We start from the raw sequence: 14287 nt of genomic DNA on the forward strand, positions 1-14287 counted from the left end.
TTGATGAAAACATTAAAGATGATGCTTGCATTGGGATTACTTTGCTTAAGTAGTGCAACAGTACAAGCGGTAGAAATCAGAGCTTACCATCAAGACGTTATCGGCAAAGATTGTAAAGCTTGTCATGACAATGGTATTAAGCAATTTCCATCAGACCAAGCGTGTCAACAATGTCATGATGTTGATGAATTAGCTGAAACAACTGCCCGTAGTGAAGAGGATAAGTGGCAAAACCCACATAACAACTTACATTACGGTAAAGAGTTACCTTGTCAGGAATGTCACGGTGAACATAAAGCGAAAGAGCCGATTTGTAGTGACTGTCATACGTTTAAGTATGATAAGCACAAAAAATAATACTTAATTGTCACGCCTCAAAAGAAGATTGAGCTAGTACAAATAATGAGTTATTAATTTGCTCATTTAATTTATTTATGAAGTCTTCTGAAAGCCTCTAACTATCTGGTTAGGGGCTTTTTGTTTTTTAATCGTTTTGAATTATTAGCTATCAGCCACTTCTGCTAAGTTTTCAACATTGGCTTTGATTAGAGTGATCAGTTGCTGCGTTGCATCTGTTTGAGTATCAGGATTGAGGTATAGCGCTTCATTGAATACCGGCAATATAGGCAGTCCGTGCTCAACGGGATCTAATATCTGCATTTTATCGTTGATCCTAAATTCGGCAACGGGTGCAATAGTCAGATCATTTTCAACGGCCATACATAAGGCTTGGGGTGAGGGGGTTGAAAGTAATACATTGATCGAGCGCATTGTCAGTTGATGGTTAGCAAATACTTGGGCACGAATAGGGCAGTTTTCTGGGTATAAAGCCATTGGAATCGTACTACGTTTATGAGCATTACCATTTTTAGCAGCAACCCAATGAAAACGTCGCTCAAACAGTAATTCACCGTTGGCCGGTGTTTGCCAATGTGTCGCGACTATCACATCAAACTCACCTTGCTTTAGGCGTTTGTAAAGGTTGCCACTCACGTCTGTATCAATCACTAATTCGATACGAGTAAATTCACGAATAAATTCAAGTAAACAGCTACTTAGATAACGTTTTATATAGTCTGTTGGCACGCCAAGACGAATGATTTCACGGTTTTGACTATCTTTTAAATCATCTAAAGCTTGTGAATTCAGTTGCATCATTTTATAGGCGTAATTGAGTAAAGTGACACCAGACTCTGTCAGTGTTACCCCTTTATTATCACGTATTAATAATGGCTGGCCGACACTCTCTTCCAACTTTTTTATTTGCAAACTCAATGCTGATTGAGTTCGACAAATTTGCTCAGCTGCTTTCGAAAGATTGCCATTTTCTGCGACCGCAATGAAGCTTTCTAGTAATTCAATTTTTAACATAGGCTTTAGAAAAACTGGCTATTGATAATGTTCATAGTGGTATCAGTATTACTTAATATCGAAGTCGTAAAAAGCTTGTTATTGTGTGAATGTGAACTGATAACATAATTTTGATATGAAGTAAGGAATGTAACATGGGAAGTTGGCAGCAAAGAGGTGAATACCTAGTTGAAGTGTCACAACGATGCTTAAAAGGACATAAAACTTTTGATTTATGCCGTTCACATTTAGTCAAAGCGAGCCAGATTTCAAAAGGAACTATTTATAATCACTTTCCGACAGAGGCTGATTTAATGGTCGCGGTTGCTATTAATGATTTAAATCGCTGGAGTGCTCAAGCTGAACTTGATAAACAGGATTATCAAGATCCTCTCATTCAATTTTTAGCTCATCAATGTTGGCGATTACACGACACTTTAGTGAATAAGACTTTTGTTATTGAAAGAGTTATGCCGAACTCTGAGGTACTATCACAGGCAAGTGAGGTTTATCAGTTAGCATATCAGCAAAGCTACGATGCTTACTTTGTATGGTTCAATGAGATGATTGCTAGAATTGGTAAAGTTGAAGGCTTTAATCGAGGTGAGTTAGTGATTAACTATTTACGCGGCGCAATAATTAACACTGATGATGCTGATAAAGATGGTAATGATGTCCAGTTATATTATCAATACTGCTACGCCATTGTGCAGTTATTGGGGCATTCAGATAAGCGTTTACCTGGGATAGCTAAATTTCAAGAGTGGTTAAATAACATGCCGCAGCAACAGTGTGCGGCATAGGTTAAGTAAGGTGGAGAGTAAAACTCTGCACTCGATACAGGCTTAGCCTTGATAAAGTCTCCGCATATTATTCCTAATTAGCTTGTTTGAACTAAACTGTTTAAGTGGGACTTTATTGCAAGTATTAGATAAAAAAGGAGGCGTATGAAAATATTGATCATTTGTTTTGTTGGATTTTTTTCCTCGAATATCTTTGCTGAAACATTCACTGCACACTGCCGCAATTACCCTCCTGAATTATTTTTTGAAAATGGCGAATGCAAAGGTGCTATACCTGAAATGATGACTGATATTTTTACTGAGTTAGGGCATCAGATTAACTGGGAAAATGTGCCATGGATCCGTTCCATGAAAGAAGCTGAAAGTGGGAGAGTAGATTTGTTGATTCGTCATTCTATGACGGAAGCACGACAAGTATTCTTATACCCAATCGCCTATGGCTATAACATAAGAAATCTGACTTTTTATAAATCCCCTAGGTTAGATGTTGATATAACATCATATAAAGAACTCGAAAATTACAGAGTTGGTGCCATTCGTGGGGTTTTTTACTCACTGACTTTTTCAACTATTGAAAGTCGGGAGTTAACACTGGTAGGTAGAACTCAACAACTTTTAGGGATGTTAGAGCGGGACCGCATAGATGTCGCTGTGACTTCCGCTTCCCATAGTATTGAGTTATTTGATGAACACTTCGAAAAAATTACTCTTGTCGATACTTTTGAAAACCCTCTGTATGTAAGCATACCTAAAAAGTCTAAAGCAGCTAAATTACACGCAGATGTAGCTAAATTGATAAGTGAGTATGGGGAAATGGGGAAGATAAATCAGTATTTTGAGCGATATGGATTAGAGGGCCCCAAGCCATTAAAAAAGAGTGAAGTATTATTACAACATGAATAAAAATGCCTATCTAAAAGGATAGGCATTTATTTAAATCTCAGCTTTAACTTCCATCAATTATTATGTTTGCTTAATATAATCCATGACTTTCGCCTTTGGCATACCTGTAATCTTTTGAATTTTATCAAAAGTGACAGCTTGCTGAGGTTGATGTTGTTTAATAGTTTCAAGCTGGTGAAGCCATAAATGACCTGTCATGGTGGCATCAGCCAATGCTCTATGAAAAACACCATCATTGGGTAGTTGATGATAATCCACCAAAGTCCCTAATTTATGATTGGGCGCATCTTGGTTAATTCTGCGTGATAGCAATAAAGAGCAAGCAAACTGTCCAGAGTATTGGTAATTAATTCGCTTGAATTCAGCATCTAAAAACTTTTTATCAAAGCTTGCGTTATGGGCTACAAGATTGAAATCTCCAATAAAGTCCGCAAACCGCGCCATGACGGTTTCGCAATCATCAGCTGTTTGCAGCATTTGATTGCTAATACCTGTGTAGTTTTCAATAAAACTATTTACTCGACGCCCTGGATTCATCAATTCTTGAAATGAATCAACTACCACACCATCAACTAGCTTTACGGCACCAATTTCAATTGAGCGGTCACCATTATCTGGTGATAAACCTGTGGTTTCAAAGTCGAGAACGATGACGGTATTTGCTAATGTGCTTGATGCTATAGACACAGAATTTCTCTTTTAAATGTGGAACTTATTTACCAATACAAAATGAGCTAAAGATTTTACCCAATAGATCATCAGAGGTGAACTTACCGGTAATTTCAGATAGCGCCATTTGTGCCATGCGCAGTTCTTCTGCCAGTAACTCCCCTGCTAAATACACTTCCAGCTGTTCTTTACCTAGCTGTAAGTGACTTGATGCTAAGTCTAATGCTTCTAAATGGCGACGACGGGCGATAAAGCCGCCTTCTAGGTTACTTTGGTAACCCATTAATGTCTTAAGGTGCTGTTTAAGTTCTTCAACGCCTAAACCTGTTTTAGCAGAAATGCGGTAAACGTTATAACCATGTTCATCTGTGGTCATAACGGGCTCGCCGGTTAAATCAGCTTTGTTACGTACAACAGTGACGCCAAGTCTTGATGGTAGACGGTCGATAAAGTCAGGCCAAATATCATGAGGGTTAACATCAGTAGTAGTTGTGCCATCAACCATAAATAACACTCTATCTGCAGTGGCTATTTCATCCCAAGCACGCTCAATACCGATTTTTTCTACAGTATCAACGGTGTCACGTAAACCCGCAGTATCGATAATATGCAGTGGCATACCATCAAGGTGAATATGTTCACGTAGCACATCACGAGTCGTACCTGCTATTTCAGTCACAATGGCAGACTCTTTACCTGCTAATGCATTCAGTAAACTCGATTTACCCGCATTCGGACGGCCTGCAATAACGACTTTCATGCCTTCACGGATAATTGAGCCTTGTTTTGCACTCGCTTGAACTGAATCAAGTTTATCGATGATTTTATACAGTGAGTTGGCAATTTTACCGTCTGATAAGAAATCGACTTCTTCATCGGGAAAATCAATCGCTGCTTCAACGTATAAGCGCAAGTTAGTGACTTGCTCTACGAGTTGATGTACCTCATCTGAGAATTCACCTTGGAGCGAGTTTAAGGCGCTTTTAGCAGCCTGTTCGCTGGTGGCATCAATTAAATCGGCAATGGCTTCAGCTTGGGTTAAATCAAGCTTGTCGTTCATAAAGGCTTGTTCACTAAACTCGCCTGGCTTAGCAATACGAAGTCCTTCGACTTCCATCACACGCTTAATCAGCATGTCTAGTACGATTTGACCGCCGTGGCCTTGTAGTTCCAATACATCTTCACCAGTAAAGGAATTAGGTCCTTTAAAAAATAAGGCAATTCCTTGGTCAATGACTTCTCCAGAAGCACTTTTAAAGTCACAGTAATCGGCATAACGAGTTTTAGGTAAGTGGCCTAGAACGCTGTGCGCGACTTCAGTTGCTTTGTCACCTGATACACGAATGATACCGACGCCGCCACGACCTGGTGCGGTTGCTTGTGCCACGATAGTGTCTGTCATTGAGGAAAACCTTGTTGAAAATAGTAAAGGAAAAGGCGGCTTAATAGCCGCCTTTAAAGATTATATCAGTTTGAGCTATGACTTATTTTAAGCCTTTTTTCTCAAGACCTGCATAAATAATCTTTTGTTGTGTAATCGCCACTAAGTTACCCACTAACCAGTATAGTACTAGGCCTGATGGGAACCATAGGAAGAACACAGTAAAGATAACCGGCATCCACTGCATCATCTTAACTTGCATAGGATCCATGGTTGGTGCCATTGGTTGCATTTTCTGCATTAACCACATTGACACACCCATTAGTAACGGTAGTACGTAGTAAGGGTCTTGAACCGATAAATCGTCAATCCAAAGCATGAATGGTGCGTGACGCAATTCATAACTTTCTAGTAATACCCAGTATAATGCGATGAAAATTGGCATTTGCAGCAAGATAGGAAGACAGCCACCCATTGGGTTAACTTTCTCTTTCTTGTACAGCTCCATCATTGCTTGACCCATCTTCTGACGGTCATCACCGAAACGTTCTTTCAGTTCAGCAAGTTTTGGCTGTAGGTTACGCATTTTTGCCATTGAGGTGTATTGCGCTTTAGTCAGTGGATATAACAGACCACGAACAGAAAGCGTAATTAAGATAATTGCCAAACCCCAGTTAGTTACAATCGACTGGAAGAACATCAGTAGTTTGTAAATTGGAATAGCTAACCACCAAAGGAAACCATAATCGACTACTAAGTTCAGGGTTTCTGAAATAGAAGAAAGGGCTTTCTGGTCTTTAGGACCTACAAAGAACTGCGCACTGATGGTTTGTTGTGTACCAGGAGCAATATCATGAACAGCACCACGGAAACCAATGTTCGCTTGTCCACCAGCACTCATGCTAGTGAAAATAGTGTTTGAATCAGTTGCTGGTGGCACCCAAGCTGACACGTAGTAATGTTGAAGCATTGCAGCCCAACCACCCAGTGTTTGTTGGTTCAGGTTACTTTTAGCAATATCTTCAAAATCATACTTTTCGTAACGCACGTTTTGAGTAGAGAATGCTGCACCACGGTAAGTTGGCATCATCATGCTGCTTTCAGATGCTTGAACGGTTTGTTTAATTTGACCGTACATTTGCATTTGAAGCGGAGCTGCAGTGGTGTTGTTTACGTTGTAATCAACAGTCACATCATATTGGCCACGAGTGAAGGTAAATACTTTGGTGTAACTTGCGCCATTTGCATCTACATAGCTTAATGGTACAGATAAAGAGTCTTGGCCAGCCGCTAATTCATATTCTTCTGATTCAGCAGAAAAATGCGCACGTCCATGAGTACTGCTATCAATACCATCACGACCGATTAAACCACTTTGAGAAATATAGTTGAATGTACCGTTTTGCTCTAATAGAACAAATGAGTCATCACTGTCGATTTCAACTTTATGGTCAACCAGCGCTGCGTAAACAATATCACCACCGACAGGGTCGATTTTGATATCTAGCTGATCAGTTTTAACTGAAATGAGGTTTTGCGTCGCCGGTAATTGAACAGGCATGCTTGAATCAGCATCGGGTACATCGCCAATGTTTGACGAAGGTACGTTATTCGTTTGAACAACCGATTGTGTTGCTGTCGGTTGTGGTGCTTTATCGTCTTGCCATGCTTGCCAAAGTAAAAAACTGACAAACAGTAGTGCGATAAGCATTAAATTGCGTTGAGATTCCATAGCCTATTTGTTACACCTGTCGTTTTTAGGGGGGACGGGATCACTTCCGCCGGGATGTAAAGGGTGACATTTTAGTATGCGTTTCGCTGCAAGCCAACAACCTTTCGCAGTTCCATGCGTTTTTATTGCATCAATTGCATAATAAGAGCACGTTGGGTTGAATCTACAGCGAGGTCCCAGCATGGGGCTGATAAGAAGTTGATAACCACGAATAGCCTTGGTGGCTAGCCATTGTAACGGCGACTGAGCTTGCGCCATAACTTCTCTGTTAATTTATGTAGTTCTGCATTTTCCATATCGACCACGCCATTTCGAACCAAGACTACAATATCAAGATTTGGGATGTCATGCTGACTTAAACGGAAATTTGTTCTGATTATTCGCTTAATACGATTACGGTCGCTGGCATTTTTAACAAAACGTTTAGCAACTGTTAATCCAATACGAGGATGCTGTTCTGAATTAGGTATAGCGAGCAGAGTTATTTCAGCAGAAGATGCTTTGATGGGATTTGAAAATACAGATTTAAATTGCGCGGGAGTTAACAAACGTAACTCCCGCGTAAAAGCATAGCTAGTCACTATGAATATCTACCGATTAAGCAGATAAACGAGCGCGACCTTTTGCACGACGACGTGCAATCACTTTACGGCCGCCTACAGTGGCCATACGTGCGCGGAAGCCGTGAGAACGCTTACGCTTCAGGTTGCTTGGTTGAAAAGTACGTTTACTCATTTTGGCAATCCGTATATTTAGTAGTTAATAAACCTTACATTCTTAAAATAAGAGGTAAGGGCAAAAAAGAGGCCGAATTGTAATCACTTTAATCACTACCGTCAACAAGGAAAGTAGCTATATGAACAATTTTTACCTAATTAGTTTTTCGTTAAACGCCAAAAATGCACCACAGGATGTGGATAACTCTGTGAATCAACACTACATGTAGTGGATCAAAGGCAGTTTTACGAGATCAAACTGCGGCTATTATAGATCAAGAGTGATCGGTTAATAAAGCAGGATCTGCGAACAAATACGATTAATTGGATCGTTTTTGATCTTTAAAGATCACAGATATCCACATACAATGATCAGGCTGGGGATAAATATTTTTTTATCGATAGCGATCATTGAGATCTAACGATAGAATACCCCTCCTTCAACAAACGATATTAAGGAATTTTAAGTGGCGGTTTCACTTTGGCAACAATGTATCGGCAGGCTGCAAGACGAACTTTCTGCGCAGCAATTCAGTATGTGGATCCGTCCGTTACAGGCTGAAATGGATGGCGATACTTTGGTACTTTATGCACCTAATCGTTTTGTACTCGATTGGGTTCGAGATAAGTACATCAATATCATCAATCAATTTTTTACCGAACAGTTAGGTGGAAATGCCCCTAAGCTGCGCTTTGATATTGGTAGCCGTCCGTCAGCGGTCAGAACACCTGCACCTGTAAAGGCAGAGGTAAGACAACCGCAAAGCACTCAAGCTAAGCCACGTGTTAGCACTGCATTTAATACGCAAGCAGAGCCAGTTGAACATGCGAACCATCGCAGTAACATCAACCCAACTTACCAGTTTGATAATTTTGTTGAAGGTAAATCAAACCAATTAGGTAAAGCGGCGGCACTGCAAGTAGCAGAAAACCCTGGTGGTGCATACAACCCATTATTCCTATATGGCGGCACCGGTTTAGGTAAAACCCATTTATTACATGCTGTGGGTAATGGCATTATTAAAAATAATCCCAATGCTAAAGTGGTTTATATGCATTCTGAGCGTTTTGTTCAGGATATGGTTAAAGCATTGCAAAATAATGCAATTGAAGACTTCAAACGTTATTACCGTAGTGTAGATGCACTCTTTATTGATGACATTCAATTCTTTGCCAATAAAGATCGTTCACAAGAAGAATTCTTTCATACCTTCAATGCACTATTAGAAGGTAATCATCAGATCATCCTGACATCTGATAAGTACCCTAAAGAAATTGATGGGGTAGAAGATCGTTTAAAATCACGTTTTGGTTGGGGGTTAACGGTGGCGATTGAGCCTCCAGAACTGGAAACCCGTGTGGCAATCTTAATGCGTAAAGCAGAAGAGAGTGGTATTAACCTTCCTGATGAAGTGGCTTTCTTTATTGCTAAGCGTTTACGTTCTAATGTTCGTGAATTGGAAGGCGCATTAAACCGCGTGATTGCCAACGCTAACTTTACCGGCAGACCCATCACAATTGATTTTGTCCGTGAAGCATTACGTGATTTATTAGCACTGCAAGAAAAATTAGTGACCATTGATAATATTCAAAAGACGGTTGCTGAATACTACAAAATTAAAATGGCTGATATGTTATCTAAGCGTCGTTCTCGCAGTGTTGCGAGACCTCGTCAAGTCGCGATGGCATTATCAAAAGAACTAACTAACCAAAGCTTACCTGAAATTGGGGATGCCTTTGGGGGTCGTGATCATACTACCGTATTACACGCATGCAGAAAAATTGCCCAATTGCGTGAAGAAAGTCATGACATTAAAGAAGATTATGCTAACTTGATACGTACATTATCTTCTTAATATCAGGAAATTGAGTCGAATGAAATTTTCAATTGATAGGGATGCCCTATTAAAACCACTTCAATTAGTGTGTGGCGCAGTAGAAAGACGTCACAATTTACCTATTTTATCCAACTTGCTAATCGAAGTTAGTGAAGACTCACTTAAGCTTACAGGTACGGATTTAGAGGTTGAGCTTGTTGGTCAGGCTCCTATTCAAGGTGAAGTTGAAGTGGGCAGTACGACTGTTCCTGCTAAAAAGCTATTAGACATTGTTAAGTCACTTCCAGAACAAGTCGAAATCAAGATTGAGCAACAAGAAAACAAATGGTTATTGCGCTCAGGCCGAAGCCGATTTTCTTTAGCAACCTTACCAGCATCCGATTACCCGAATGTTGAAGCATTCCAAGCTGAAATAGAATTTAGCCTTAAACAAGGCACGCTTAAGTCGATTATTGATTCAACTCAATTTTCAATGGCTAACCAAGATGTGCGTTATTACCTGAATGGTTTGTTATTTGAAACCTCTGGTACTTCATTAAAAGCGATTGCGACTGACGGACACCGTTTAGCATTAAGTCATCGTGACATTGGTATTGCACTACCTGAAAAACAAGTCATTGTGCCGCGTAAAGGTGTGGTAGAAATGTCTCGTTTGCTAGAAAGTGAAGACAAAGAAATTAATATTGCCATTGGCGATAGTGCTATACGTGCGACCACTGACAATGCGGTATTTACCAGTAAGTTAGTTGATGGACGCTTCCCTGATTATCGCCGTGTATTGCCAAAAGGCGGTGATAAGATTGTCGTTGCTAGTCGAAACCACTTAAAACAAGCATTAACACGAGCTTCTATTTTATCTAATGAGAAGTTCCGTGGGGTGCGTATTCAGCTTGAACCTGGTTTATTGCGCATTACTGCCAACAACCCTGAGCAGGAAGAAGCTGAAGAAATTATCGATGTTGAATATAACGCTGAAAATTTAGAAATTGGCTTCAACGTAAGCTATTTGCTAGATGTATTGAATAACTTAGCCAGTGACGACGTCAGAATCACGCTTATTGATGGAAACTCGAGTGCGTTAATAGAAAACCACGCCGAAGAAGATTCAATGTATGTCGTGATGCCTATGCGTTTATAGTTTCTATTGAACTAAATAGATTACCGAAACGTTTTTATCCCAAGAAGGTGCTACATTAAGGCACCTTTTTTAGTTTTATGTCTTTGTTGATAGGTTTGAGAAATTACCACTCATGAGTTTAACCCGTCTTAATATCGCCCAGTTTCGTAATATCCTTTCGGCGTCATTAACACCAGCGTCAGGTTTAAACTTGATTTATGGTGAAAATGGCAGTGGAAAAACCAGTATATTAGAAGCGATATATTTTTTGGGAATGGGGCGTTCTTTTCGAAGTCACTTATCGCAAAGGGTGATTAATATTGAGCAAGACAGCCTAACGTTATTTGCCGAACTCGAAATGGAGTCGGGTGAAGCGAAATTAGGCCTAAGACGTTTTAGAAATGGCGACATTGATGTCAAAATGAATGGCGATAAAGTGAAGCGATTATCTGTTTTAGCTGAAACGTTACCTATTCAAGTTATCACCCCTGAAAGTTTTTCTTTGCTATTTGAAGGTCCAAAAGCCCGCCGTCAATTCATTGATTGGGGCGCTTTTCATGCTGACGTTAATTTTTATCAAGCATGGGTAAATACGAGAAGAATTTTAAAGCAAAGAAATCAGCTGCTTAGAGACGGATCTTCTTATGCCACAATTCAATTTTGGGATAAGGAATTGGTGCGGTATGCTGAACAAGTTACTTCGATACGAAATCACTATGTAGACTCGTTAAATGAGCTACTTAAGGGTATAATCGAAGAGTTTTTACCACGAGTTGATATTAAAGTTTCCTTTACTCGTGGCTGGGATAGCAAAACGGATTTTTCCGAGTTACTCGAAACTCAATATCACCGAGATTTATCATCGGGTAATACAGGTAGTGGACCACACAAAGCAGATTTGCGATTACGTGTTGGCAACCTACCCGTGCAAGATGCGTTATCCCGAGGACAGTTAAAATTATTAGTCTGTGCACTGCGTATTGCACAAGGCAAATTGCTTCAAGAACAACAGAACAAGCATAGTATTTACCTTGTGGATGATCTTCCATCTGAGTTGGATGCACAACATAGGCAGCTATTGCTAAAACAGTTAACCGAAACCGGTGCACAAATTTTTGTCACAGCGATTGATCCTGTTGCAATAGTCGATTCGCTGGCAAGCCCGCCAAGTAAAATGTTTCATGTGGAACACGGGCAAGTCACGGTAGTTGAATAAAAACGAGAGAGAAATATGTCAGAGAATAGTTATGATTCTTCGAGTATTAAGGTTTTAAAAGGCCTTGATGCAGTTCGTAAGAGACCAGGGATGTACATCGGCGATACAGATGATGGTACGGGTCTTCATCACATGGTATTCGAAGTGGTCGATAACTCTATCGATGAAGCCTTAGCGGGTCACTGTAATGACATTACTATCACCATTCATGCTGATGGTTCTGTATCTGTTACAGATGATGGCCGTGGTGTTCCAGTTGCAATCCATGAAGAAGAAGGGGTTTCAGCTGCAGAAGTTATTATGACCGTACTTCATGCTGGTGGTAAGTTCGATGATAACTCATACAAAGTTTCTGGTGGTTTGCACGGTGTAGGTGTTTCGGTAGTAAACGCATTATCTGAAAAACTGCAAATGATCATTCGTCGTGATGGTCATATTTATGAACAGTTCTACACTATGGGTGTTCCAGATGCGCCTATCGCACCAGTTGGTGATACTGAAAAGACTGGGACTCATATCCGTTTTTGGCCAAGTGCTGAAACCTTCTCAGATACCTTGTTCCATTTTGATATTCTTGCCAAACGTGTACGTGAATTATCATTCTTGAACTCAGGTGTGGGTATCCGCCTTGTTGACGAACGTGATGAGCGTAATGAATTCTTTAAATACGACGGCGGTATTAGCGCATTCGTAGATTACTTGAACCGTAACAAGACGCCAATCAACAAAGACGTATTCCACTTTACTCAAGAACGTGAAGATGGCATTACCGTTGAAGTCGCAATGCAGTGGAATGATGGTTATCAAGAAAGCATTTTCTGTTTTACCAATAACATTCCACAACGTGATGGTGGTACTCACTTAGCGGGTTTCCGTGGTGCATTAACACGTAACTTAAATAACTACATGGAGCGTGAAGGCTTCAATAAGAAAGGCAAAACCAACGCAACGGGTGATGATGCTCGTGAAGGTTTGACCGCGGTTGTTTCTGTAAAAGTACCAGATCCAAAGTTCAGTTCACAAACCAAAGATAAATTGGTTTCAAGTGAAGTGAAAGGCGCTGTAGAACAAACAATGGGTGAGCAATTAAATGATTACCTATTAGAAAACCCTGTCGATGCAAAATTGATTGTGGGTAAGATTGTTGATGCCGCTCGAGCTCGTGAAGCAGCGCGTAAAGCTCGTGAAATGACACGTCGTAAAGGCGCACTCGATTTAGGTGGTTTGCCAGGTAAACTTGCAGATTGCCAAGAGAAAGACCCTGGTCTTTCTGAAATCTACATAGTGGAAGGGGACTCTGCTGGCGGATCAGCCAAGCAGGGACGTAACCGTAAAAACCAAGCGATTCTTCCGCTTAAAGGTAAAATCTTAAACGTTGAGAAAGCACGTTTTGATAAAATGTTATCTTCGCAAGAAGTGGCAACGTTAATTACTGCACTAGGTTGTGGTATCGGCCGTGAAGATTACGACCCAGAGAAAACCCGTTATCATAACATCATCATCATGACCGATGCCGACGTCGATGGCTCGCACATTCGTACCTTGCTATTGACCTTCTTCTTCCGTCAAATGCCTGAGCTAATTGAGCGTGGCTTTATCTATATTGCACAGCCTCCTTTGTTTAAAGTTAAAAAAGGTAAGCAAGAGCAGTATCTAAAAGATGAGCCGGCGTTAACTGAATACTTAACTACTCAAGCGTTAGATGGCACTCATATTTATCCGACTCAAGGCGCTCCAGGTATGACTGGTGAACCTTTAGAACGTTTAGTGAGCCAATATCGTGAAGTTGAAGCAATCATTGATCGTTTAGCTAAACGTTACCCTGAGTCTATTACTAATCGTATGATCCATCATCCAGGTGTGAGCAATGAAATGCTATCTGATGAAGGTCAAATGAAGCAGTGGTGTGATGCATTCGTGGCAGACTTAATTGAACTTGAGTCTGACGGCGTGATTTACAGCATTGAGCCGGTATTAGATCCAGAGCGTAAAGCTTACCTGCCTAGCTTAACGATTCGTAAGCATGGTATCGATACGAATTACTTGTTCAGCTATGACTTCTTCCAGTCAAACGACTACTCGCTTATTGCTAAGCTAGGTAGAGCGTTAGACGGTATGATTGAAGAAGGCGGTTACATCAAACGTGGTGAGCGTATGAAGGAAGTAGAAACTTTCTTAGAAGCGCTTGAGTGGACGATGAGCGAAGCTAAACGTGGTCTTTATATCCAACGTTATAAAGGATTGGGTGAGATGAACCCTGAGCAATTGTGGGAAACTACAATGGATCCTGAAACACGTCGTATGTTACGTGTGACGATTGAAGATGCTGTAGGTGCTGATCAACTATTTACAACGTTAATGGGTGATCAAGTAGAGCCACGTCGTGACTTTATTGAAACTAACGCATTGAACGTAGCTAACTTAGACGTGTAACAATTATTCGTTAAGTCTTAAATTAAAAGGGAAAGCTTTGCTTTCCCTTTTTTGTGCCTACATCTCAGTGTCACACTCAAACATACTCATCCCAATACATTTACACATACACAATCACAATCACCTACT

At 40.5% G+C, this 14287-nt stretch carries 14 protein-coding genes; 7 read left to right on the forward strand and 7 right to left on the reverse strand.

What is annotated here, in order from left to right; all coding sequences use genetic code 11:
- The first annotated feature begins 3 nt into the window (after positions 1-3).
- Positions 4-357 (forward strand): acrylate reductase cytochrome subunit ArdB, encoded by a 354-nt coding sequence (ardB, locus tag L2737_RS20480; protein ID WP_102529124.1) that lies wholly within the window; start codon positions 4-6, stop codon positions 355-357.
- 144 nt (positions 358-501) lie between these two features.
- On the opposite strand, the gene L2737_RS20485 is transcribed toward ardB, so the two are convergent.
- On the reverse strand, positions 502-1371 hold the full coding sequence (locus L2737_RS20485) for a LysR family transcriptional regulator (protein ID WP_229370982.1): 870 nt from the start codon (positions 1369-1371) through the stop codon (positions 502-504).
- A gap of 134 nt (positions 1372-1505) precedes the next feature.
- On the opposite strand from L2737_RS20485, the gene L2737_RS20490 reads away from it, so the two are divergent.
- Positions 1506-2153, forward strand: a complete 648-nt coding sequence (locus L2737_RS20490; RefSeq protein WP_248956943.1) for a TetR/AcrR family transcriptional regulator — start codon at positions 1506-1508, stop codon at positions 2151-2153.
- Between the two features lie 144 nt (positions 2154-2297).
- Positions 2298-3056, forward strand: coding sequence for a substrate-binding periplasmic protein (locus L2737_RS20495; protein ID WP_248956944.1), 759 nt, complete (start codon positions 2298-2300; stop codon positions 3054-3056).
- A gap of 60 nt (positions 3057-3116) precedes the next feature.
- On the opposite strand, the gene L2737_RS20500 is transcribed toward L2737_RS20495, so the two are convergent.
- The 6 genes from L2737_RS20500 to rpmH all read right to left on the reverse strand — a co-directional run bounded on the left by L2737_RS20500 (position 3117) and on the right by rpmH (position 7573).
- Positions 3117-3743 carry a 3'-5' exonuclease gene (locus L2737_RS20500; protein ID WP_248956945.1) on the reverse strand — a complete coding sequence of 209 codons (627 nt, stop codon included), beginning with the start codon at positions 3741-3743 and terminating at the stop codon, positions 3117-3119.
- A gap of 25 nt (positions 3744-3768) precedes the next feature.
- Entirely contained in the window at positions 3769-5127 is a 1359-nt protein-coding gene (gene mnmE / locus L2737_RS20505) for a tRNA uridine-5-carboxymethylaminomethyl(34) synthesis GTPase MnmE (protein WP_229370989.1), read from the reverse strand.
- 82 nt (positions 5128-5209) lie between these two features.
- Positions 5210-6838 carry a membrane protein insertase YidC gene (gene yidC / locus L2737_RS20510; protein WP_102529119.1) on the reverse strand — a complete coding sequence of 543 codons (1629 nt, stop codon included), beginning with the start codon at positions 6836-6838 and terminating at the stop codon, positions 5210-5212.
- A gap of 3 nt (positions 6839-6841) precedes the next feature.
- Positions 6842-7096, reverse strand: a complete 255-nt coding sequence (gene yidD / locus L2737_RS20515) for a membrane protein insertion efficiency factor YidD (RefSeq protein WP_102529118.1) — start codon at positions 7094-7096, stop codon at positions 6842-6844.
- Complete coding sequence (gene rnpA / locus L2737_RS20520) at positions 7063-7419, reverse strand: ribonuclease P protein component (protein WP_102529117.1); 357 nt, start codon at positions 7417-7419, stop codon at positions 7063-7065. The genes yidD and rnpA overlap by 34 nt, the downstream gene beginning before the upstream one ends.
- Positions 7420-7435: 16 nt before the next feature.
- The gene (rpmH, locus tag L2737_RS20525) at positions 7436-7573 is read right to left on the reverse strand and encodes a 50S ribosomal protein L34 (protein ID WP_011867659.1); all 138 of its coding nucleotides are present in this window, start codon (positions 7571-7573) and stop codon (positions 7436-7438) included.
- A 448-nt stretch (positions 7574-8021) separates the two neighbouring features.
- Between rpmH and dnaA the strand changes: the two genes are divergently transcribed.
- From dnaA to gyrB, 4 genes are all read left to right on the forward strand, one after another.
- Complete coding sequence (gene dnaA / locus L2737_RS20530) at positions 8022-9410, forward strand: chromosomal replication initiator protein DnaA (RefSeq protein ID WP_102529116.1); 1389 nt, start codon at positions 8022-8024, stop codon at positions 9408-9410.
- 19 nt (positions 9411-9429) lie between these two features.
- Positions 9430-10530 carry a DNA polymerase III subunit beta gene (gene dnaN / locus L2737_RS20535; RefSeq protein ID WP_102529115.1) on the forward strand — a complete coding sequence of 367 codons (1101 nt, stop codon included), beginning with the start codon at positions 9430-9432 and terminating at the stop codon, positions 10528-10530.
- A gap of 112 nt (positions 10531-10642) precedes the next feature.
- Entirely contained in the window at positions 10643-11725 is a 1083-nt protein-coding gene (gene recF, locus L2737_RS20540) for a DNA replication/repair protein RecF (protein WP_248956946.1), read from the forward strand.
- A 15-nt stretch (positions 11726-11740) separates the two neighbouring features.
- Positions 11741-14158, forward strand: a complete 2418-nt coding sequence (gyrB, locus tag L2737_RS20545) for a DNA topoisomerase (ATP-hydrolyzing) subunit B (protein WP_248956947.1) — start codon at positions 11741-11743, stop codon at positions 14156-14158.
- The last annotated feature ends 129 nt before the right edge of the window (positions 14159-14287 follow it).

Source organism: Shewanella electrodiphila (assembly GCF_023283985.1).
GTDB classification, from domain to species: domain Bacteria; phylum Pseudomonadota; class Gammaproteobacteria; order Enterobacterales; family Shewanellaceae; genus Shewanella; species Shewanella electrodiphila.